We start from the raw sequence: 23536 nt of genomic DNA on the forward strand, positions 1-23536 counted from the left end.
TGAAAAACTATTTCTAATAGCCAATAATTTCAAATATAAAATTTTAAAAAAGTACTTTTAAATAAAGATATACTTTTATCTATTATCTATCATGCATTTCATAATTCTATTGCGATTGGATTGAGGCTATTCCCATTCGATAGTTCCTGGAGGTTTAGAAGTGATATCGTATACGACACGATTAATACCTCGGACTTCATTAATGATACGTGTTGCTACGTTGCCAAGAAATGACATGTCATGACAGTAAAAATCAGCTGTCATACCATCAATGGAGACAACTGCACGAAGGACACAAACAGATTCATATGTTCGACTATCCCCCATGACACCAACTGTCTGAATTGGTAACAAAATGGCACATGCTTGCCATATTTCATCATAAAGACCAAAAGATTTAATTTCATCAAGATAAATTGCATCCGCCTTCTGTAAAATTTCTAATCTTTCACGAGTTATGCTACCGAGACAACGAATTGCAAGACCAGGACCAGGAAACGGATGACGCTTAATAAAGTGATCTGGCAACCCAAGTTCTCTACCAAGTGCTCTTACTTCATCTTTAAATAATCCACGCAAGGGCTCAATAAGTTTTATATCTATATATTCAGGCAATCCACCTACATTATGATGAGATTTGATGGTAACTGATGGACTATCAGAAACGCTAATGCTTTCAATAACATCAGGATAAAGAGTTCCCTGGGCTAGAAACTCAACACCACCTATCTTTCTCGCTTCTTCTTCAAAAATATTAATAAACAATTTACCAATTTTTTTCCGTTTTATCTCAGGATCACTTTCATCTTTAAGTTCATTAATAAAACGATCAGAAGCATCTATTCTCATCAATGGTATATTGTAATATTGACGAAACATTTGAGTCACATCCAATGGTTCATTGACACGCATGAATCCATGGTCAACTAGGATGCAAATAAGTTGATTGCCAATTGCTTCGTTAATGAGTATCGCGGCAACAGATGAGTCAACTCCTCCTGATAATCCACATATCACTCGACTGGAGCCGACTTTCTCTCTGATTTCTTGGATCATCTGATTACGATAGGAAGACAGACTCCAAGCTCCTTTTAAACCAATGATCTTATAAAGAAAATTGGATAATAACCTAGTGCCATCAGGTGTATGAACAACTTCAGGATGAAATATTGTTGAATAATATTGACGGTCTTCATTAACAGCAATTGCATAGGGTGCATTCGGAGAACGACCAACTACTTCAAAACCATCAGGAAGTTGTGTTATTCTATCTCGATGATTCATCCAAACAGGATAGGAAGAACCTACAGACCAAAAATCTTCAAAAAGAGGACTATTCTTAATAATTTCAACATTAGATCTGCCAAATTCACAGCTAGTACCGGATTCAATAAAGCCATTCAGCTGATAACATAAGGTCTGCTGACCATAGCAAATCGCGAAAATAGGTACACCTGAATCCAGAACACATTGAGGAGCCCTTGGTGAATTTTCATTTAAAACAGATTCAGGTCCTCCTGAGAATATAACTCCAACGGGTTTTAGCTTCTCAAATTTATCTTGAGAGGAATAAAAGGGAACAACTTCACAATAAACACCAAGTTCGCGTATCCTACGTGCAATCAACTGTGTTGATTGGCTGCCAAAATCAATAACAAGGATAGAATCAGTATGAAAAGTCAAAAATCTTAATCCCAATCATTCCCAAATTCTTCAAAGAAAACCAACAGCAATAAGAGAAGTAACTAAAATATCATACACTAATTTTTAAAAGGTCGCAAATTTTATTTAATTTCATATTCCAAAGTCTTGTTAAGTTCCTTATTCTTAATTAGGATGAAGAGACACTATATCTGCTAAAAGATGAGCAAATTCAACTAGGTTGGAAAAAAAGAAAATATGGATCTTCATAATCTAAATATAAATGCATCCCTAGAATCTAACGGAAAGAATGTGAGAGAGATGTAGATTTTCATCCCAGACATATAAACAAGTTGAGGTATATTTTCTTGACTCTACACCCTGAATTTTCTTTCAGTGTCTCACTTTCTTTTATTGTAACAATCTTAAATGAAGGATACCTCTTAATAATGAAGACTTTTTCTCAAAAAGCAGCAGAAGTTCAGAAAAAATGGATTCTTGTTGATGCTAAAGATCTTGTTCCTGGTCGTCTTGCTCCTTTTGTAGCAAACCGTCTACGAGGTAAGCATAAGCCTACTTATACGCCACATATAGATGATGGTGACAATGTTATTTTGGTAAATGTAGATAAAGTTTGGTTTACTGGTAAGAAGCTAAACAATAAAAAATATCAATGGCATACTGGTTATCCAGGTGGCCTCAAAGTGCGTACAGCATTTGATTTTTTAAATAGTCGATTTCCGGAGAGAATAATCCGAAAAGCTATTGAGCGCATGATGCCTAGAGGACCGCTGGCGCGTCGCCAGATGAAACATCTTTACCTCTATTCTGGTTCCGAGCATAAGCACGAAGCTCAAAAGCCTGAAATGATTGATTTTTCTGCTATTAATTCAAAAAATAAAAGGAGTTACCAATGATGCTTGAGGATCATTCTCTTGAAAATTCATCTCTAAACATTGAGCAAGAGAATTCTTGCTCTGTTAATATCAATGTATATGAGAGAAAAGTTGATGATTTAGGTCGTGCTTATGCAACAGGAAAGCGTAAAGAGTCTGTCGCTCGAGTTTGGTTACGTCCTGGCTCTGGTCGAATCATAATCGAAGGTCTCGCCAAGAATCGTCTTATTGACAAGAATAATCGTAAAAAAGAGACTAAAGCAGCTAAAAAGCTAGAATTCTTTGCCTACTTTGCACGGCCTGTTCTTAGAATGATTATTAAACAACCTTTAGTTATAACCGGTCGTGAATCTCAATTTGATGTAATGGCAACTGTTTCTGGAGGGGGCTTATCTGGTCAAGCCGGTGCTTTACGCCATGGTATTTCAAAAGCGTTGACATATTTTGAGCCAGGCTTACGTTCAATTCTTAAAGAGAATGGGTTTCTGACACGTGACTCCCGTTCTGTTGAAAGAAAGAAGTATGGTCATGCAAAGGCACGTCGTTCTTTTCAGTTTTCAAAACGTTAAGGATAAGGCCTAAGAAGATTAAATTTGAGAAGGTCATCGTCTTCTCCAATCCCTTAAACTCAAAAATCCCAAAACGGATAGAATTTCTAGTCGACCTAGAAGACTAATAATCATAATGGTAACTTTTGCCATGGTTGAAAAATCACTATATCCAGGCCAAGCTTTTTCTCCAATTTCTGACCAAGCGGAACTATAAAGTGGTCCTGAAGTTGAAAAGGCAGCAATGGTTACGGTAAGTGCAGCCTCAAATTGAATCCCTGTAGCGGTAATCATCACTGTACCAGCCAATACCACTAGAACAGCTACAATAAAAAAGCTCCAGATGGCATTCATCAAGTGGTTATTGTTATAGTTTAATCGAAATAAGTCAGAGATGACAATATTAGGATATATAAGACGATCAACTTCATTTAAAGATCGAAAAACCATCGCACCAATCCTATAATGTTTTATTCCTCCAGATATAGAGAAAGCGCTGCCCCCTAAAATAATGATAAACAATATAACAGTTAAAGGGATTAAAGTCATAATTCCAGGTCGTGATTCTATTGCACTAGTGGAAACTAGAGAGGCAGAATTCATAAAGGCTTCGATTAAAAAAATGAAATGAATGTTCTCTTCGCCCTCCGTAATCACAGTGAGTGATAGAGCGAAAAAAATCGTCATAATTAGAATTAAGCCCAAGACAAAATAATTTTCTTGATCATATGAAAGTTTTCGAAAGCGAAAATCTATCAGTGATCGTTGAAAAAAAATACTAATTGAACCTAAACTCAGAAATACACCTATTGCCATAAGAGCAGCCGGATTTACTGTTTCCTTTAGACTTGTATCAAATGGTAAGAATCCACCTGTAGATACAGCTGTCATAGCAAGTGTTACTGCATAAAATGGGCGAATCCCTGATAATAAAAGCCATAAAGAACAGAGAAATGTTAAAATGATATACATAAACCAGATATTTATAACTAGTTGACTGACTCGTATACTTCCAAGTCCAAAACCTCTCTTACCTCCGGATAACATGTATTGTGTTGATACAACTCCAAACCCCATAGGAGCTAAAATAACAATGAAGGTTATCAACGCTAAAAAACCTCCTAACCATTGCAGTTGTATACGCCAAAATATCAAAGATTGTGGCCAGTTCTCTATTTTTGTTAGAATTGTTGCACCAGAAGTTGTCAATCCAGATACGGATTCGAATAGTGCATTAACAAAAGTTAAGTTAGAAATATCCATGATAGGAATAGCAGCAGAGATTGGAATCAATGTCCAAACTAGAACCATCAATAAAAGATTGGTAATCTGATCTGTCTGATTTTGCCGTTCTAGTGTTGCTAACAATAGACCACCAAAAATAAATGCGCCGAGCATTAAATAAGCTAAAAGTCTGAAAGCTACATTCATTTCCCCGGCTATCAAACCAACAAATACAGGGAGTAAAAGTGAAAGAGAAAGGATTAATCCAATACAACCCAAATAAAAAAATGCGAGCACCATCAGAAAAATTCTAGACTGACCCTGAACATTTGTTCTACTTGACGCAATCGATCAGCAGTTGCAAAAATAATTATCCTATCATGTGCTTTTACTACAGTATTTCCATTGGGAACGACTACCACATTATCCCTATAAATAGCTCCAATCCTTACACCATTAGGAAGAGAAAGACTACGAATAGATGTATTTAACAGTGGAGAAGTTTCCAAAGCTTCAGCCTCGATAATTTCTGCAGCTCCATTTTGAACTGAATGAACAGAACGAATCCTTCCTCTCCGAACATGCTGAAGAATTTTAGAAATTGTAACCGAACGGGGATTGAGGTGGGCATCAATTCCTAAATTTTTTGTAAATTCATAATAGCTCGTATTGTTTAAAAGCGTTAAGCTAGATTGACATCCCAAGCGTTTGGACATAACGCTGGATAATATGTTGATCTGATCATCATTAGTAAGAGCAACCATAAGATCTGCATTCTCAATATCAGCTTCTAACAAAATTTGCTGATCAAGAGCATTGCCGTGCAAAACTATAGTACGTAACAGATTGTTAGCAATTAATACTGCACGCTCGCGTGAATTCTCAATAATCTTTACCTTGGCATTTGGTTGACGTGTTTCAATAGCAGAAGCAACATATAATCCAATATTACCACCTCCCATAATCACAATACGGCTTGCGGCTTGCTCCTCGTGACCAAATATATTAAGTGTTCTACGCACCCTATCAGTACGGACGATAACGTAAGCTAAATCACTAGCTATCATAACGTCGCTCGAACGAGGAACAAATAGGTTACCAGAACGCCATATTCCTACGACTAAAGCTGATAGATCAGGAAATAATTCACTTAACTGACCGAGAGGGGTATCAATAACTGGGCAATTTTCAAGGCACTCGATAGCAATCATAGAAACCTCACCATCAGCAAATCGGACTGCATCTGTAGCACCAGGCAAAGCAATACGACGCATCACCATCTCTCCAACTTCAACTTCTGGTGAAATAATAACATCTATCGGCATGTGTTCACGTGAAAAGAGGTCACTCCAATGACTTTCAAGATATGGCTGAGCACGAATACGAGCTATTTTTGTTGGGACATCGAACAAAGAGTGCGCTACTTGACAAGCGACCATATTCACTTCATCATATAAGGTCGCCGCAATAATCATATCTGCATCTTCTGCTCTGGCCGCCGATAATACGTCTGGCTGAGAGCCATGTCCTACAATACCACAGACATCTAACTCATCTCGAATACGATGAATAAGATTATTCGAATTGTCGATAACAGTTACGTCATTATTTTCATATGCTAACCGCTCTGCAATGCCGTAGCCAACTTGGCCTGCTCCACAAATAATTACTTTCATAGTTGAGTCATGATCCTATGGATTCTAGATTCTTAAAAACCTTTTACTATCATATGAATATGAAATTCATATTCCAAGCGACCGAAGTTTTCGGTGTAAAGCTGAACGCTCCATACCAATAAATAAAGCGGTTTTCGATATATTTCCGCCAAAACGATTGATCTGAGCAGCTAGATAATCTTTCTCAAAAAGTTCACGTGCCTGCTTTAAAGGCATTGACATAATGTGACCACCATCTATAGTTAACGTTTTAGGGAGCATGTTTCCAATTTCTTCAGGAAGAGAATCAGGACCAATCATCCCACAATCGTCTCGATGTGAGAGAATCATAAGGCGTTCGATGTTATTACGTAGCTGCCTTAGATTACCTGGCCATGAATGTGATTCAAGAATTACCATAGCATTAGTACTAATTTGACAACCTCTGACTCCTGTTTGAGATTGGATTTGTTCCATAAAAGCTGCTATCAACTCTGGAATGTCTTCTCGACGTTCAGAAAGGGCAGGAACTCTTACAGGAACCACTGCTAGTCTGTAAAATAAATCTTCACGGAATTGACCTGCGAAAATACGCTCTTCTATATCAACAGAAGTAGATGAAAGAATGCGAACATCCACAGTCACTTGTTTATTACCGCCAACACGTTGAAATTTCTGCTCAACTAGTACACGTAGTATTTTATTTTGAGTATCACGCGGCATTTCAGCCACTTCATCTAAAAACAAAGTTCCCTTGTGAGCTTCTTCAAGCGCCCCTACTTTACCCTCTTCAGTACTTGTTGTTTCAACACCAAAGAGTTCTACTTCCATATTTTGAGATGTGATAGCAGCAGCATTTAAAACAACAAATGGATTCTCCGATCGACTAGAATTCTTGTGAATGGCACGGGCAACAGTTTCTTTTCCAGAACCAGAAGGGCCTATGATCATCACTCGTGAATTAGTCTGAGCTACTTTTTCTATAGTAGTACGTAACTGATTTATTGCTGATGAAGAGCCTAGTATTTCAGGCATATCACGCGATTTTTTCTTGAGTTCTTTTATCTCTTTCCGTAGACTTGACATTTCAAGCGCACGCTCTGAAATTAAAATTAATTGATCAGACTTAAACGGTTTTTCAATATAATCATAAGCTCCATGCTTAATAGCTGAAACAGCAGTTTCAATATTGCCATGACCAGATATGATAACCACAGGAAGTTCTGGATGACGATCATGAATAATATCTAAGAGTTCTAAGCCATCGCATTGACTACCTTGGAGGCAGATATCAAGAAATATTAATGATGGTCGTCGGTCTACAATTTCCGATAATGCTTCATCGCTATTTTTTGCATTGCGAACATCATGGCCTTCATCTTCTAAGATGCCTGAAACTAAGTTAAGGATATCTGATTCATCATCAACAACTAGAATATCAGAAGTCATGATTTGATTCCTTTTATATTTCTTTGATAATTTCATTAGAAATAATGTTATCATTCATAGCGTCAATTACACTATCTATAGACTTATAGTTTAATCATTCTTCTATATTCTTCGGAACGCCTAAGAGACGTATTCATTATTATGCTCAATAATTAGATTATCCCATAACCCCTTTCTTGGCCGATAGTGTTAAGACTTCTCTCATTGTGTTTATCATTCTGCTATCATTAGCCTCATCATAATTTTTAGCATTAGAATCAACAACATAATAACTCGATATCTTTATATTCCATCATAAAATGCTCTCGTACTAACATTAAGATTGTTTTTTGCTACCCGATCTAATTCAAGCAATTGTTCTAAGAATGCAGGCATTTCATTAAGTGGCATCATACTTTTACTATCCGAGGGGGCAGTTAAAGGATTGTTGTGAGTTTCAATAAAAATACCAGCTACTCCTACTGCAATTGCAGCACGAGATAAAACGGATATAAACTCGCGGTTACCACTGGTTGATTTGCCATCACCACCTGGATGTTGTATTGAATGAGTCGCATCAAAAATAACTGGTGATCCCATAGATGCCATTATTGGCAATCCACGAAAATCCACGATAAGTGTGTTATAACCAAATGAAGTTCCGCGCTCTGTTAACAGAACATTGGGATTACCGCTTTCTACAATTTTAGCTTGAGCATTTCTAATATCCCAAGGAGCTAAAAACTGACCTTTCTTAAGATTGATAACAATATTAGTTCTAGCAGCTGAAACCAAAAGATCAGTTTGTCGACACAAAAAAGCAGGTATCTGTAAAATATCTACATGAGTCGCTACAATCTGACACTGTTCATTATTGTGAATGTCTGTCAGTATAGGGATATCAAATTCCATTTTTATAGCATCAAAAATTTCTATTGCCTTATCAAGGCCAATGCCACGTTCTGCCGAGAGACTCGTACGATTAGCTTTGTCAAATGATGACTTGTATACAAGTTCAAGATTGAGTTTTTGGCAAATTTCTTTTAGCATACCAGCCATATCAAATGCATGTTGGCAACTTTCCATCGCACAAGGTCCTGCGATTAATGAAAATTGCTTTGAATTTGAAAAACTTACTTTCCCAAGAGAAACCATTTCATTTGCTATCATAATTGTTTACTTTCTTTATTATCAATGGGAATCCTTGACCTGGTAACGCATTTATGCACAAATGATTATTGTACTCATCATAGTGAATCTTCTCTTTATTGAACCATTCTTTTGTTTTTTCAAGTTTTTCTGAGATAAGAACAGCCAGTTCAAAACGCAGTCCTCTTGATCTTCTAGTGATCTCTAACCCATAGAGTCTTTTCAGACCAATAGGTGTTAAAATACGAACTACCCCATTATCAGCATGAAAAGAAAGACCGAAAGAGTCAGCTTTCATTTCACGCTGACCAAGGTAAGTCTGAAAGAAATATTGAAAATCAGCAGGATTAGATTCACTTAAAACAATTTCTTTTAATCCAAGAATATGATTTTTGTGGCTTTTCAAAACGAAAGGATTGTGAATCCGTTCACTTTTAATTTCACAAGAGAAGAAACTAGAATCTGGTGAACGGATATCCTGAGCAAATGACAAAAAGAATTCTACTTTTTCTAGCTCCTTTTTTTGAGAAAAAAAAGAGCTAGTGAATACACGTTCAAAATGAACATTGGGACCACCACTTATTCCAGCTTTTCGGTAAATGATATCATCTTGACTAGCATCATTTGACTTAATAACCATGTGCGATACACCTTTCTCTCCGCACCTAAATCGATAAGCCTGATCATTACGAATAAAGGTATTTCCTTGATATGCATGCATCTCGTAAGTTTTACGATGGTCAATCGCTAAAAACTCAAGAAATGTATTATCTGAAAAAAATACGCAGCAACTTTTTATACCAAGAGGATATTTTTCTATAGGAGAAACAGTAAAACCTATTTTTTCATAACGCGATATCGCAATACTTATGTCTGCGACTGGAAGAACAAGATGGTCAATTACTCTTGTTTTTTTAATCTTTTTAGCAAAGTCTGTTCTCATATAATAAACGACTAGATCATACTTGATAACATAATACAACATCATATTAAGACATTGTCGTTCAACAAAAAAACGAAAAGCGATTCTTATTTTTAAATCTCAATATACCAATAGTAGTATATGATAGATAAATAGAAAGCTAGCTTCACCGTTAATCTTAACTTTTAGTAAGCAAGTTCAAAGAGTTTTTTCGATAAGGAACGATCACAAAATCTTCTTAAGTTTATTATTGATGCATGAGCTCGAATCCATCACTCCTTCAGCTTCAGTGTGAGAGATCATCGTGCAACCTTTAATTTTATGCTTGTATCTTATTTTTTCTATGTAGTCATGAGGATATCAAGATCTTTAGTTCTATTTTAAAAAACGAAATAATAAATCTTTCAGCCATCCTCTCCTAGGAGAGGTTTGATTAATAGCAGAATCCTTCCTATGGGTTAAAGATATAGGCAATTCTTCTCTAGAGAATAGACAATCTGATTCAGATTCATGTTCCTGCACCTGATGAACATCAATTCTCTTTAATTGAGATGAAAGAGGTAAAAAGTCTTCTTTCTGGATAGTTTTCAATAAAATATTTGAAGATTTCGGTTCTATTTTTGAAATAGATTCGTTAGAAAGTTCATTATTTTGAGACTTTTTGTTTCCAGTGTGAGAGACTTTTGTTAAAGTTCCTATTGGATTATTAATAGATAGTGAATCATTATTTTGAGATTTGCTTTTCTTTGTTTTTTCTGGTAAATTGATCGAATCTACTTTTAAATCACCTTGATTCTCATTGATCTTTTTTTGTAAAGACTTATAAAGTCTTTCTTCATTGATTGTATCAGAGAGATACTGAGAATGGGAGCTCATATCCCTAACAGATTCATTTATGATTTTATTGAACCTTTGCCAAGTTTTTTCAAGATCATAAGACTTAGCTATAAGATTATTTGTTAGTATTTCAATAACATGACAACGTTCATCCAAACTAACTGCAATATTTGATTGTGTCTGTTCTAGTAATTGTGAAACTAAGGAAAGAGCATTAGACTGAGTTTCAAAACGGCTCGAAATTGTGTTAAGATCTATTAACAATGAAGAAGAAAGATTTCTAAATCCTGAATAATTAGATTCAATAAGTTGAGATGATGCATTAAGTTCATATGAAGCTTGTTTAACAAGCTCATGAAGTTCTCTTGTCTTTACAGAAATAAAATCCTGCACTGTACTGAGATTGTCATTGGCCGAGAGAAGCAATTCTGATAGTTCTTTATTAGCAGATAAAAGATTTTCAAAGAGTAATGTAAGATCCCCTTTAATTTTTTGATTATTTTGGAAGACCATCGCAAGATACTCTTTTGAATTCTCTTTTAGAGAATTCAAAAGATCAACGCTTTCAGAAGAGATCTGTTCTGAAAAATTATCTGAAACTTGAATCATTCCATCATAAAGAGAGTTGCCAGTGTCAATTATTTTTCTGGAAAGGTGGTTCCCAGTTTCTATTACTTTTTTAGAAAAAAGATCACCAGTGTCTATCATTCTATTAGAAAATACGTCACCTACTTGAATCATTTTATCAGATAAGAGTGAGCTTGATTCGGTTATATTTGAAGACTGCTTTTCTAAAAGATTTGAAAGATGATCAGCTTTAGCTAATAAATTCTCTATCAGATTAGCACTTCTATCCTCTAATGAAGAGGATTGAGTAGTCAAATTAAGAGAAAAAGCATTTGTTACAAATTCAAGGCGTTCATTTGACGATAAAATAGCCATCTCTAATGATTGAGTCGCTGATTCAGTTTTCAGTGTAATCGATTCATTGGTTTTTGAAGCTGCAGTTTCAAGACGTTTAGTAGCACTACTGGCAATCGCGCTCAGATTATCAACTGCAGAGTTAGCAACTTGATGAAATTGAGCAGCAGATTGATTTAGATGATCAGTCAATCCATTTCTGATGGTGTTCGTCGATTCAGAAATTTTTTCTGCTACCATTATCCCTTCTCTTTCAAAGTCACGTAGTAAAGGAAGGGTATCATGTACAAGCAATTGACTTAATTCATTTGAGAAGGCCAAAAGAGCTTTATTTAACTCTTCTTTCTGATGATCAAGTGATTGAATAACTCGCTCAACACGAACATTAAGGACAGTATCAGCTTTGTCTATAGATCTATTCAGCTGGTTCTCCAAAGTGTCAAAAGAGAGCTTTAAAGTATCTCCACTCTTAAAGAGTTGACTTACAAAATAGGAAATCTTATCTTCTAGTACACTATTAATATTCTCGACTTGCGAGCCGAGTTCCATATTAATTCCTTTAGCTTGTTCAAGCATATTTCTTTCGATATCTTCTATTTTTTCATTTAAAATACTCTCTATTCCTGAAAAGGATTCAGTGAGTTTTTCGTAACTACCTGTTAATGTCTTTGTAAGTCGATTGGTACGTTCATCAAGCTTAGAATCAATGCTTTTGATCTGACTATCAGCTGCTTCGCAAAATTCTGAAGTTTTTTGTAGGAGAGAGTTCTCCATTTCTTTTGAGCCTTGATCAAGAATCAAGCTTACTGATTGGATTCGATCAACTAATCTTTTATCGAGATTTTCTGCTTTCTGGTCGACAGAATGGTTAAATTTTTCAATTTTTGAAGAAAGAATAAAACATAATTTTGTTAACTGAGTGTCAAGAATTTCATGAGTTTTGTTTACTTGTAGGTTGAAATTATCTTGAATAGATCTCTGAATTTCACTGAAGGTAATGGCAATTTCTTTAGTCCTTTCAACAAGGATTTCGTTGATCATTCTGCTTTTATTGCCAAGAGTAGCATCAATTCTGCTGATATTAGCGCTGATCCCAGCACTTTTTTCTTGGATTTCTGATATCAGACGGTTTACTCTACCATCAAAAGAAATACTCAATGATGATAAATGAGATTCCATTAAAGAATCGATTTTACCTGTGCCATCATTCAACATCTCACTAAGATCATTTATATTTTTGCAGAATGAACTTCCAAGAAGAGAACTAGCAGTATTAATCGAATCTTCTATTTTATTAATTTTATTTTCAACATGAGTCTGTAAATCATCAGAAATTATATTAATTCTTTTAATTAATTCATTCACTTTGATATTAATCGCATTGCTTGTTGAGATACTAGATTTTTTAATCTGATCAACTAAGTTCTCACTACTTTTATTTATACAATAGGCTACTTCATCACCTTTTACTTGAAGTGATTGAGAAAGATTATCAGCAGCGCATTCCATTGATACCTGGGTTATTTCAGCAGATTTTTGGATCTTCTTAGTTGCTGTATCAATTTTTGTTAAGAGAATTTCACTAATATTTTGGATCTTTTCGCTAATTTCGACCTTCTTGCTATTTAAGCGCTCCATCAAATCTTGACTGGAAAATTTAAGTGATGTCTCAATATCATCTCCAGTCTTTTCGAGTAATGCATTAAACTCATACTGAGCATTAGCGATATTTTGATTAATCACCTCAGCGACTTTAGATAGTCCTTCATGAAGCTTTTCGGTTTCATCTACGATAGAAAATCGTACATTTTCAGTGTGACTTATAATTGATTCTCTTTGATGAGAGAATTCTTCTACGAGACTACGTATTCTTAGTTCGCTATCAAAATAGGATTTTTCAAGAGACTGCACTTCATTATTAACGAGTAACTGCAGTTGATTAGCGCGTAGTATTGCACGTTCTATGCTATCATTCAATGCTAATATTTCTAAACGAACAGCTTGACCTACGCTACGAATTTTAGATTCAGCTTCAACATCATTTTCTACCAATTGGTAAGCTACTTGAGTTAGAGAACGAGCTGCGGATGTTAACTCTTCAGCACGTCTAATCAAAATAGTAAAACACCAAGTCAATAGAATTGGAATAATGAGAATGCCAGAAAGATAAAGGAAGTTGAGATCGTTAGAAAAAGTTGACCATGTACTAAATCTAATAAGCGTCTTACTGAAAAATTCGTAATTGACCCCTAAAACACCGAATCCCCACATTGCTGAAATCAAAAAAGCAATCCAAAGAGATAAGGAGGAAGGTTTCTTATCTAAAGTGTCGAGTATGCTAAAAGGGAGGTGATTATTATCCTCTAGATGAGGTATGAGACTTTCATGATTCTTAGCCTGATTTTCTGAACACTCTTTGTTGATAGAAAAAGAGTTGGAAACATTTATCTTGTTAATTTCATCAGGAACATTTTCTTCTCGATCAAAATTACTATCCAGTGATCCTTCTCCTCTTCCTTCTAGCTGTTCATCTATTTTTTTTATTTTATCAGCAGCGTCCTTTTCCATTGAATATGCCTCATGAGTTAATATAGGTTCTGCATGGAGTCATTGTGACTAAAAATAATACGCTTTCTCTGACTAGTAACGAAAGGATACCTTCTTTAAATAGAAATGGAAACTATCTCTTAATAAAAGGGTGAAGAGTTATAGAGCCGATTATCTTAATTGGTTTTATAAGATTTTTAACATACTTAAAAATGAAGAGATCTTTGATAAAGATAAAAAATCTAAGAAGTCTAGACTAGACTACTCCATCATACTGATGGCAGATGAGCATGTTAAATCATATTCAGATCGACTCAGTTCTTACTTTAACTTTGCCCCAGAAATTATTTTTTTAATAAAGAAATGAATGATTAATAAAAGTTAAACGATGTTGAATAACTTATATTCATTAGCTTGACAAGAAAGTGAATAAAGAATTTATTCATTCAATCTTGACAACTATCTAAATAGTTTCAACATGAATAACACCAGGAATGGTCTTTATAGTACTAGAAATTTGGGGAGAAATAATTCTTTTACCATCAAGCTCTATTTCGACTGAGCTTTTACCATTTTCTATCATAACAACCAAACTAACAGTTCCTTCCCCTCCTTTTTCTAATCGTTTTGAGATAGATGTTAAAGGCCTTTCATCTTTTATAAAGATACGCATATGGTTCTGGACAGTTTTTGCTTTATTCTCGAGTAATTCAACAGATTGAATACGCAAAGAAATACCTTCTGGTTTATTGACTGCATCTACTAAAAGAATTACTAAATTCCCTGGTTCTAAAAGATGACCGTATTGAATCAGACCTTCAGAAAAAATAACAGCTTCATACTGACCTGTAGGATCAGAAAGTTGAACGATTCCAAGACGTTTCCTCATTTTGCTTTTACACTCATGACGAGAGTTTAGGACACCTGCTAGCCACCCCCTACTTCCACCTGCCTTAACCGTTAACTGAAAATCTAACCAGTTTTGAATTCTCATTTTCTTTAGCAAGGAAGCATATTCATCAAGTGGATGACTAGATAAGTAAAAGCCAAGTGATTGAAACTCATGAAATAATTCTTCAGATGAAGACCTGATATTCACAATAGGTAATTGTACCTCAGTTTCAAGACAATCTTCATTAAAGAGATCTCTTATTCCGATAGCGATATTATCAGAAACGCGGTTAGAGTAACCAATCAATCGATCAAGACCTGCGATCATTTGTTCTCTTCGCAAAGAAAAACTATCGAAGCCCCCTGCGTATATAAGGTTTTTAAGCATTTTTCTGTTCAGAATTTTAAGATCAATGCGAGAAAAAAAATTAGTAAGATTAATGAAGGGGCCACCTTTTTTACGAACATCCACAATATGGGTTGCAGCTTGAATTCCAACGCCTTTAACTGCAGCCAAAGCATACTGAATCTTACCATCCATGACACTAAAATTAACTTCAGACCTATTTATTGAGGGACCAATAAATTCAATATTAGAGTCTTTCGCTTCCTGATAAAAATCATTGAGTTTATCTGCATTTTTCATATCTAAACTCATTAAAGCTGCAAGGAATTCAATTGGATAATTAGCTTTTAGCCATGCTGTTTGATAGGATAGTAATGCATAAGCTGCTGCATGTGATTTATTGAAACCATAACCAGAAAATTTTGCTAGCACATTAAAAAGACGATCCGCTTGAACTACTTTCAAACCACCTCTCACGGCACCTTTTATAAACCGTTTACGCTGTATTTCCATTTCTTCACGATTTTTTTTACCCATAGCACGGCGTAACATGTCAGCTTCCCCAAGCGAATATCCAGACAAAACTTGAGCAATGTGCATGACTTGTTCTTGATAAATAATGACACCATAAGTTTCCTTTAAAATCGGAGTTATTTTATCATGATAATAATGGGCTTTTTCCTTGCCATGCTTTCGAGCATTGTAGACTGGAATATTTTCCATAGGTCCGGGTCTATAAAGCGCAACAAGAGCAATTATATCTTCAAAACAGTCAGGTTTCATGCCGATCAAAGCTTTGCGCATTCCTGTAGATTCTAACTGAAATACACCCATCGTCTTACCTTTTTGTAACATTTTAAAGGTATTCTGATCATTTAATAATAAACTATTTATATTAAAATATATTCCTCGTTGTTCCAGATATTCTTGTGTTTTTCGAATAACGGTCAGTGTTTTCAATCCAAGAAAATCGAATTTCACAAGACCAATCTTTTCAATCCACTTCATATTAAACTGAGTCACTGGCATATCCGATCGGGGATCGCGATAAAGAGGAACAAGAGTATTGAGATTTCTATCTCCGATCACTATCCCTGCTGGATGAGTTGAAGTATGACGGTATAACCCTTCAAGCTTCAAAGAAATAGAAATCATCTTATCAACTATAGGTTCAGAATTACGTGCCTCGATTAGACTCGATTCAGTTTGAATCGCTTCTGCTAAAGAAATTGGATTTACTGAATTTTGGGAAATTATTTTACAAAGTCTGTTCACCTGTCCATAAGGCACCTGTAAAACTCGTCCTACATCACGTAAAACGGCTCTCGCTTGTAATGTCCCAAAGGTGATAATTTGTGCTACCTGTTTGTGGCCATATTTATTTTGAACATATCGAATAACTTCATCACGCCTATCTTGACAAAAATCTATATCAAAATCAGGCATAGAAACACGCTCTGGGTTTAAAAAACGTTCAAAAATAAGCGAAAAACGGATAGGATCTAAGTCAGTAATCATCAAAGACCAGGCAACTAATGATCCCGCTCCAGAGCCTCGCCCTGGCCCAACTGAAATACCCTGACTTTTTGACCATTTGATAAAATCAGAAACGATCAAAAAATATCCTGGGTATTTCATTTTCTGAATAACATTAAGCTCAAATTCGAGCCTTTTAGTATAGTCTTGATAAGAGTACCCCTTTGCAATGGAATTTTTACTTAATCGATCCTCAAGCCCACTAATAGCCTGCTGCTCTAATTCTTTTGACTCGGCCAAGAACACTCTTTCCCTTCCTCCTTTTACTTTAGTAAAAGATGGCAAAATGGGATCAGAAAAAGGAATTCTAAAAGCACAACGCTGTGCAATCTCAAGTGTGTTATCAAGAGCTTCTGGCAGATCCGAAAACAATGTTCTCATTTCAGAAGATGTTTTGAGATAATGATCAGGACTCAGCATGCGGCGATCATCGTCTTCAAGGGTTTTTCCTTCAGCAATACAAATCAGTACATCATGAGCTTCATGATCTTCAGGTTTTGAGAAATAGGCTTCATTAGTTGCAACTAACGGAATATCAAATTCGTATGCCCATTCTACAATTTGGTCTTCAATAAACGTATTAAAATCTAAGTATCTTTGAAGTTCGATATAGAGATAGTTTGGAAAAACCTGACTTAATAGCTTCAAAGTATCACGTGCTTCCTGTATCCATCCCTTTGATAAGAGCTGATTCACTAGACCATGAGAACCGCCTGTCAGAACAATCAACCCTTCACTATACTTAAAAAGTTGATGTAATGTGATATGGGGTTTAAAAGAAGAATCATTATCCAAATGGACGAAACTAACTAAACGGGTCAGGTTACTATAACCTTTAGCATTAGACACTAAGAGAATGAGATTAGGAAACCCATTTCTCTCTTCTTTCGAATTCTTTGTCCTCAGGGTTCTTAATGGTTTATTCCCACTCAAAACAAGATCTACATCTAAAGAACACCCAATAATTGGTTGAAGACCTGATTTATAAGCAAGGTCAGAATATTCTAGAGCACCAAAAAGATTATTGCGATCCGTTACGGCAAGTGCGGGCTGATTATCAGAAATAGTAAGGTCAATAATTTTCTTTAACGGAAGAGCACTTTCCAGCAAAGAATAGGCCGAGTGAACATGAAGATGAACAAAGGGCATCTGTTTTTTCATAGGATCATCCCCAAATATCATATTAGCTCAGATTTATAAGAAGTATGGATTCATAATCCACCAAAGTTCCTATCAATCTTCAAAAAACTTATTTTTATCATAGATAAAAAGTAATGAACGATCATCTGTATCTACGCAGGTTATAGATTGTCTTCCTCACGCTATACAATGTTTTGCTGTCATAGATCATGCTATCTGATAATCACAGTCACAGTCAGGAGATCCATGTGACCAAAAATATTAACTATTGATGTCTTACTAGTTTAGATTCCTGGATTCTCTTTTCTGAAAGATCAAATCAAATTCTTCTATAATTATCACTAATAATAAGAAATTTATGAGGATTGTTTTTCCTTACTTTGTATTCTTCCTAAATAAGGAAATCATTTGAATTAACTCTCGGAGAGATAGATGGAGTCTAGAATCTATAAAGTTAGAATGAAATAGTTGAATATTAAGATATTTACTTCTATTTTTTTTGAATTCTTGAATAGAAAACACTTTCAAAATTAAATTGAATGAATGATAGAATTAATTTATGATGATGAATTATCTAAAAGAATTTCCTTTACGCAGTACTAGTGCTATAAAACTTTACAGTAAAGACGATTTTGATGGCATGCGCTATGCTTGTCAATTAACAGCTCGTTGTCTTGATCAAATTGCTAGTATGATCAAGCCAGGACTCCCTACATCAGAGATTGATGAATTTGTGTATCAATTTGGCAAGGATAATGGGGCAGTGCCGGCAACACTGAATTATCGTGGTTATCCTTATTCTAGTTGTATTTCCATCAATCATGTTGTTTGCCATGGATTTCCATCCTCAAAACCTCTACGAAACGGAGATATTTTAAATGTTGATATCACTTTTATCCTAGATGGATGGCATGGAGATTCTAGTCGAATGTACATTGTGGGAAATTGCAAGAGAGCAGCTCAAAGATTAATTGACTTGACATACGATTGTTTGATGGCTGGAATTGCTCAAGTAAAACCTGGGATCCGTATGGGTGCAATTGGAGCTGTCATTCAAGAACTTGCTGAAAAAGAACGATGTAGTGTCGTTCGTGATTTTTGTGGTCATGGATTAGGTAAACTTTTTCATGATTCACCTAATGTTCTACATTATGGAACGAGTCAAGACGGTATAGAAATGCGGTCAGGAATGATCTTCACGATCGAGCCTATGATTAATCTTGGCAGACATCATGTTAAAATTCTCAAAGACGGATGGACCTCTGTCACTCGTGACCACTCTTTATCAGCTCAATTTGAACATTCTATTGGTGTAACAGATGACGGCTGTGAGATATTCACACAATCCCCTTCCGGACACTTAAAACCTCCTTATCCTAATTTTTAGGAACATTCGTGTTACGCTTCTGGATCTCTAAGGACTTTTTGTTTTTACTTTAGTAATTCTAGATAAAATTATCATGAGATATTATTAGTCCTTAGAGGGTAATAGATATAGAAATTAATCAGACTTTTCTCATTCTAGAGAATCGAATTTATTCAACGATCCAAGTAAAGTAAGGATGCATCACCATATGAATAAAACCGATAATGATTTTTTATGGCATGAGAATATGCTTTTTTCATTATATTTAGTCCAGAAAAAGAGCTGACTAGCATGAAAAGAGTAGATCGCGGAAGATGAAAGTTGGTAATCAGAGCATCAACAGTTTTGAAATTATAACCAGGGGTTATGAAAAGATCAGTCTTGCCAGCCCATGGATCAATATTTCCTTTATCATCTGAGGCCGACTCTAATAATCTCAAAGAAGTTGTACCAACAGCAAAGATACGACCACCCTTTTTTTTAACTCGATTGATAACCTTTGATGTTTCCTCACTAATGAACCCAATTTCGCTGTGCATGATATGATCGTCGCTATCACTAACCTTTACAGGAAGAAACGTTCCTGCTCCGATATGGAGTGTGAGATTTTGACAAAAAATTCCTTTTTTCTGAAGACGAAGTAAAAGATCTTCAGTGAAGTGTAACCCAGCCGTTGGCGCAGCAACGGCTCCATTTTCTCGTGCGTACACTGTTTGGTAGTCGATCCAATCACGAGTATCTTGTGCCCTTTGCGATGCAATATAAGGTGGCAAAGGAATTTTGCCAACAATTGTTAGCATTAAGTCTAGTATATCATTTGTGAAGTTAAATTCACACTCAATTTCTCCCATTTCCTTTTTGGAAATCACGTATGCAATAAGAAGATCTTTTATACTCTTTGAATTCTGAGAGTAAAATTCGAGTCGGTCATTCGATTGTATCTTTGATGCACCTCGTGCAAAGGCAAGCCATCGATTTCCTGAAATCCGCATGTGAAGAGTTAAGCTAATTGGGGTACGATGACCACGTCGCACCCTAAAGCCTTCCAACTGAGCCGGAATAACTCTTGTATCATTAAATAGCAAAGCATCACCGGGCTTTATTTCATATTCTATGTCTAAAAAATAGCGATCATCCAAGGAACCTCTACCATTTTTATTAATAACCATTAGGCGTGAGTGATCACGTGGGTTAGCTGGACGTGTGGCTATAAGAGGTTTAGGTAATTCAAAATCAAATATATCTACTCGCATCCCCTTAATCCATATGAAAGAATTCATAGAAATTTAATATTTATTAATATTATCAATTTAATGAACGACTGATCTTACTAAGTATCAAATCCTCTTTCATTTAAGACTATTAAATAACTTAGAGCTAAAAAAAATTAGCAAAAAGATTTTTAGATAATTTTGATTCCAGAGTATCTGCAACGGCTTTAGGTACAAATGATTTAATATCTCCACCCATTTGAACAATTTGACGTACAAGTTTAGTAGTAATAAAACGAACTTCTGGACTAGATAGTAGAAAAACCGTCTGAATCTCAGAGGCCATACTACTATTCATACCAGCCATCTGAATTTCATAATTCAAATCTGTGCTATCACGTAATCCGCGTATCAAAATCGTTGCTTTTAAGGATCGAGCTACATCAATTACAAGATTATCAAAAACATGAATAGAAATACGATCACGGTAAATCTTATTAATTTCATAAAGAATTTTTTCAATCAAAAACTTGCACTCATTAAACGTAAGAAGTCTTTCTTTTGTAGCATGCTTGCCGATTCCAATAATCACATGATCAGCAATGTTAAGAGCACGAATCAATATATCTAGATGACCATTGGTAAAAGGGTCAAAAGAACCAGGATATAGAGCTTTCTTAATCATAAAATGTAATACAACTTTAAAATTTAATGATTCTATTAACATCAATCTAGACTCACTGATTATTTGTTAATAATGGAAAAAAATCAATCAGAAAGAAGGCTATTGTTTGAGTCCCATTTTTTAAAAAGACAATACCGGTTAGAATCAACAAAGAACCCATAATCTGCTCAACCTTAATTAATTGTTGCTTAAAATACTTCAATCTATTCATGAAGAAATTTAAAAATACGGATGCCAGTAAAAATGGAAAACCAAGACCAGCAGAATAGATTGCAAGCATTATGGCCCCTTGACCGATAGAATCAGACGTACTCGCAACGCCTAAAATTGTTGCTAGGACTGGACCGATACATGGTGTCCAGCCAAAAGCAAATGCTAATCCCATTAAAAATGAAGCTGATAATCTCGCTCTCTTGATTATATGATCGCTTAGTTGAAAACGCGCTTCATGATCAAACAAATTAATTGGAACTAGCTTTAGAAAGTGTAATCCCATAAGGATAATGAAGAATCCAGCAATGATTGACAAAATATCTCGGTAACTTCTAATCAATAAACCAATGCTAGATACACCTACACCCAAAGAGATAAAAACAAATGAGAATCCTAATACAAAAAATGAAGCGTTAATTAATACCTTGTTGCGAACAGATACTTTGATATTAGAATTATTATCTGAATTTCGATATATTTCATTAATTGAAATGCCTGCCAAATAAGTGAGATAGGGAGGAACAAGCGGTAAAACACACGGAGAGATAAAAGAAATCACTCCAGCAATAAACATACTAATAAATGTCAGATCTTTACTCATAAATCCTTCTTTTTGTTTTAAATCATTTAAGCTTTTTGAAAAATTGAGCTCTTTTAAGTTTTAACTCTTGATGAACGATTAGAGTAGCACAGACTGTTAACTCTTTTGTATCATCTCTTGACGCTAAGATAGGGTTTACTTATGTTACTATTTGCTTTTAAGTTTCATCATTGAGAGCCCGTAGCTCAGTTGGTAGAGCGCTTGACTTTTAATCAGGATGTCCACGGTTCGAGTCCGTGCGGGCTCACCAATACTATATTAATCTAGAGGGATTGATCATTATCTAAGGGTTATGGTGATCCCTGGAGGATTTGAACCTCCGACCTCCTGCTTAGAAGGCAGTTGCTCTATCCAGCTGAGCTAAGGGACCATAGAGAAGTCAATACTTTTCTACTTAAAATAAAAAATACAATACAAAAAGAGTCTCAAAATATATTCACTCAAAAAAATATAATACTCATTTTAGCATAAAAACAATAGAGAAAAAGATGGATTTCCAACATCTTTCATCATCAATTGTTTCTTAAAAAGATTAGCGTGAAACACTAATAAATAAGAGAGAATTGTTTATAAAAGCATTAACATTATTTAAAGACAGTAATTGATTATGTTAAAAATCATCGAAATTTCTGGTATTCTAAAATTTGTTTATTGCATTGATTGTAGAAAATCAATTTGAAGAAGAGAGAAAGAAAAATGATTAAAGAAGAGAACGAGGGAAATTCTTAATCGTTTTTATCAAGTTTAAGAGGTTTTAAAGATGATCAAAAAAAGAATCTTTGTCGATGGTGAATACGGTACAACAGGGTTGCAGATTTTCTCTCGGTTGCAAAAGCGTAATGATATTGATCTCTTCTCAATTCCGCATAAAAAGCGACATAATCAAAATATAAGAAAAATTTTTTTACAAAAATCAGATTTTTCTATCCTTTGTCTACCAGATTATGCTTCACGCGAAGCAGCAAAAATAGTGGCTGGTTGCAAGACTCGCTTAATTGATACCTCAACTGCACATCGAACTGACCCTAATTGGATATTTGGTTTTCCAGAACTAGAAGAAGGACAAGAAGAAAGAATTGCATCTGCGCGTTATGTATCAAATCCTGGCTGCTATTCAACTGGAGCAATTGCGCTAATTAGACCTCTGACTCAAGCTGGTATTCTCTCTAAAAATGCACTAATAACCATTAGTGCAATATCAGGATACACCGGTGGAGGCAAAAAGCTAATATCAAGGATGGAAAATAAATCCCATGATAAAGCAATCACAGCACCCTATTTTATTTATGAAACTCAATTAAAACACAAACACATAGCAGAAATTACTCAATTCAGTCTGCTAAAAAATGCACCACTATTCTCACCATCTGTTGGACGTTTTGAACAAGGAATGATAGTGCAAGTTCCATTGCATAGAGCACTACTAAAAAAAAAGTGGATCGTTTCTTAATACACAAAGTGATGACAGATCATTATTTTAGAAAAGAATATGTTCGTGTTTTATCTATCGATGAAACCAACAATTTAATACGGTTAGATCCAAGCTCATTTAAGGGGAAAGATAACATGGTTTTACATGTATTTGGCAACGACGAACACATTAATCTAGTTGCAATCCTAGATAATCTTGGAAAAGGAGCCGCCGGAGCCTGTATACAGAATCTTGATCTTATGATGGGTAATAAAAATAATCTATGATATTAGTCTCAAATAAATCTGTTTTTTGGTTTCCTCATTTAATTTATCAAGAAAAAGTCTCTTTCGATTTTTTTCAATTTT

General features: G+C 35.1%; 14 protein-coding genes, 2 tRNA genes and 1 pseudogene. 5 read left to right on the forward strand and 12 right to left on the reverse strand.

Going from position 1 to position 23536, the window contains the following annotated elements; genetic code table 11:
• Positions 1–126: 126 nt before the first annotated feature.
• Positions 127–1683: a glutamine-hydrolyzing GMP synthase gene (gene guaA, locus AAGD37_RS03600; protein WP_341760181.1), complete on the reverse strand. Its 1557-nt coding sequence runs from the start codon at positions 1681–1683 to the stop codon at positions 127–129.
• Positions 1684–2090: 407 nt separating this feature from the next.
• On the opposite strand from guaA, the gene rplM reads away from it, so the two are divergent.
• Positions 2091–2558: a 50S ribosomal protein L13 gene (gene rplM, locus AAGD37_RS03605; RefSeq protein ID WP_341760182.1), complete on the forward strand. Its 468-nt coding sequence runs from the start codon at positions 2091–2093 to the stop codon at positions 2556–2558.
• Positions 2558–3106, forward strand: coding sequence for a 30S ribosomal protein S9 (gene rpsI / locus AAGD37_RS03610; RefSeq protein WP_341760679.1), 549 nt, complete (start codon positions 2558–2560; stop codon positions 3104–3106). Before rplM ends, rpsI begins: the two co-directional genes overlap by 1 nt.
• 33 nt (positions 3107–3139) lie before the next feature.
• On the opposite strand, the gene AAGD37_RS03615 is transcribed toward rpsI, so the two are convergent.
• The 7 genes from AAGD37_RS03615 to dnaE all read right to left on the reverse strand — a co-directional run bounded on the left by AAGD37_RS03615 (position 3140) and on the right by dnaE (position 17702).
• A complete protein-coding gene (locus AAGD37_RS03615; RefSeq protein ID WP_341760183.1) occupies positions 3140–4609 on the reverse strand; it encodes a TrkH family potassium uptake protein in 1470 nt (489 codons plus the stop codon).
• The gene (gene trkA, locus AAGD37_RS03620; RefSeq protein WP_341760184.1) at positions 4609–5985 is read right to left on the reverse strand and encodes a Trk system potassium transporter TrkA; all 1377 of its coding nucleotides are present in this window, start codon (positions 5983–5985) and stop codon (positions 4609–4611) included. Before trkA ends, AAGD37_RS03615 begins: the two co-directional genes overlap by 1 nt.
• Positions 5986–6051: 66 nt before the next feature.
• The gene (locus AAGD37_RS03625) at positions 6052–7413 is read right to left on the reverse strand and encodes a sigma-54 dependent transcriptional regulator (protein WP_341760185.1); all 1362 of its coding nucleotides are present in this window, start codon (positions 7411–7413) and stop codon (positions 6052–6054) included.
• A 282-nt stretch (positions 7414–7695) separates the two neighbouring features.
• The gene (gene kdsA, locus AAGD37_RS03630) at positions 7696–8565 is read right to left on the reverse strand and encodes a 3-deoxy-8-phosphooctulonate synthase (protein WP_341760680.1); all 870 of its coding nucleotides are present in this window, start codon (positions 8563–8565) and stop codon (positions 7696–7698) included.
• The gene (locus AAGD37_RS03635; protein ID WP_341760186.1) at positions 8549–9484 is read right to left on the reverse strand and encodes a VOC family protein; all 936 of its coding nucleotides are present in this window, start codon (positions 9482–9484) and stop codon (positions 8549–8551) included. Before AAGD37_RS03635 ends, kdsA begins: the two co-directional genes overlap by 17 nt.
• 354 nt (positions 9485–9838) lie before the next feature.
• The gene (locus tag AAGD37_RS03640; RefSeq protein ID WP_341760187.1) at positions 9839–13789 is read right to left on the reverse strand and encodes a hypothetical protein; all 3951 of its coding nucleotides are present in this window, start codon (positions 13787–13789) and stop codon (positions 9839–9841) included.
• A 442-nt stretch (positions 13790–14231) separates the two neighbouring features.
• A complete protein-coding gene (gene dnaE, locus AAGD37_RS03645) occupies positions 14232–17702 on the reverse strand; it encodes a DNA polymerase III subunit alpha (protein ID WP_341760188.1) in 3471 nt (1156 codons plus the stop codon).
• Positions 17703–18243: 541 nt separating this feature from the next.
• Here dnaE and map point away from each other — a divergent pair.
• Positions 18244–19068, forward strand: a complete 825-nt coding sequence (gene map / locus AAGD37_RS03650; RefSeq protein ID WP_341760681.1) for a type I methionyl aminopeptidase — start codon at positions 18244–18246, stop codon at positions 19066–19068.
• 152 nt (positions 19069–19220) lie between these two features.
• Here map and queA read toward each other — a convergent pair whose 3' ends face one another.
• From queA to AAGD37_RS03665, 3 genes are all read right to left on the reverse strand, one after another.
• Entirely contained in the window at positions 19221–20300 is a 1080-nt protein-coding gene (gene queA / locus AAGD37_RS03655; protein WP_341760189.1) for a tRNA preQ1(34) S-adenosylmethionine ribosyltransferase-isomerase QueA, read from the reverse strand.
• 124 nt (positions 20301–20424) lie between these two features.
• Positions 20425–20943: a pantetheine-phosphate adenylyltransferase gene (gene coaD / locus AAGD37_RS03660; RefSeq protein WP_424945444.1), complete on the reverse strand. Its 519-nt coding sequence runs from the start codon at positions 20941–20943 to the stop codon at positions 20425–20427.
• Between the two features lie 52 nt (positions 20944–20995).
• Positions 20996–21757, reverse strand: a complete 762-nt coding sequence (locus AAGD37_RS03665; protein ID WP_341760190.1) for a cytochrome c biogenesis CcdA family protein — start codon at positions 21755–21757, stop codon at positions 20996–20998.
• Between the two features lie 174 nt (positions 21758–21931).
• Between AAGD37_RS03665 and AAGD37_RS03670 the strand changes: the two genes are divergently transcribed.
• A tRNA-Lys gene (locus AAGD37_RS03670) sits at positions 21932–22007 on the forward strand.
• Between the two features lie 43 nt (positions 22008–22050).
• Here the strand turns inward: AAGD37_RS03670 and AAGD37_RS03675 are convergent.
• Positions 22051–22127 (reverse strand) — tRNA-Arg (locus AAGD37_RS03675).
• Positions 22128–22520: 393 nt separating this feature from the next.
• On the opposite strand from AAGD37_RS03675, the pseudogene argC reads away from it, so the two are divergent.
• Positions 22521–23455 (forward strand): annotated as a pseudogene (argC, locus tag AAGD37_RS03680) (N-acetyl-gamma-glutamyl-phosphate reductase).
• Positions 23456–23536: the final 81 nt, after the last annotated feature.

Origin of the sequence: Candidatus Endowatersipora endosymbiont of Watersipora subatra, from assembly GCF_964026585.1 — a bacterium.
GTDB lineage: Bacteria > Pseudomonadota > Alphaproteobacteria > Rhizobiales > Rhizobiaceae > Pseudahrensia.

What these genes read in the sequence shown, in the direction of transcription:
- rplM (WP_341760182.1), top strand. Translation starts at nt 2,091, where the DNA reads ATGAAGACTTTTTCTCAAAAAGCAGCAGAAGTTCAGAAAAAATGGATT.
- rpsI (WP_341760679.1), top strand. Translation starts at nt 2,558, where the DNA reads ATGCTTGAGGATCATTCTCTTGAAAATTCATCTCTAAACATTGAGCAA.
- AAGD37_RS03615 (WP_341760183.1), bottom strand. Translation starts at nt 4,609, where the DNA reads ATGGTGCTCGCATTTTTTTATTTGGGTTGTATTGGATTAATCCTTTCT.
- trkA (WP_341760184.1), bottom strand. Translation starts at nt 5,985, where the DNA reads ATGAAAGTAATTATTTGTGGAGCAGGCCAAGTTGGCTACGGCATTGCA.
- AAGD37_RS03625 (WP_341760185.1), bottom strand. Translation starts at nt 7,413, where the DNA reads ATGACTTCTGATATTCTAGTTGTTGATGATGAATCAGATATCCTTAAC.
- AAGD37_RS03635 (WP_341760186.1), bottom strand. Translation starts at nt 9,484, where the DNA reads ATGAGAACAGACTTTGCTAAAAAGATTAAAAAAACAAGAGTAATTGAC.
- AAGD37_RS03640 (WP_341760187.1), bottom strand. Translation starts at nt 13,789, where the DNA reads ATGGAAAAGGACGCTGCTGATAAAATAAAAAAAATAGATGAACAGCTA.
- dnaE (WP_341760188.1), bottom strand. Translation starts at nt 17,702, where the DNA reads ATGAAAAAACAGATGCCCTTTGTTCATCTTCATGTTCACTCGGCCTAT.
- map (WP_341760681.1), top strand. Translation starts at nt 18,244, where the DNA reads ATGATGAATTATCTAAAAGAATTTCCTTTACGCAGTACTAGTGCTATA.
- queA (WP_341760189.1), bottom strand. Translation starts at nt 20,300, where the DNA reads ATGCGAGTAGATATATTTGATTTTGAATTACCTAAACCTCTTATAGCC.
- coaD (WP_424945444.1), bottom strand. Translation starts at nt 20,943, where the DNA reads ATGATTAAGAAAGCTCTATATCCTGGTTCTTTTGACCCTTTTACCAAT.
- AAGD37_RS03665 (WP_341760190.1), bottom strand. Translation starts at nt 21,757, where the DNA reads ATGAGTAAAGATCTGACATTTATTAGTATGTTTATTGCTGGAGTGATT.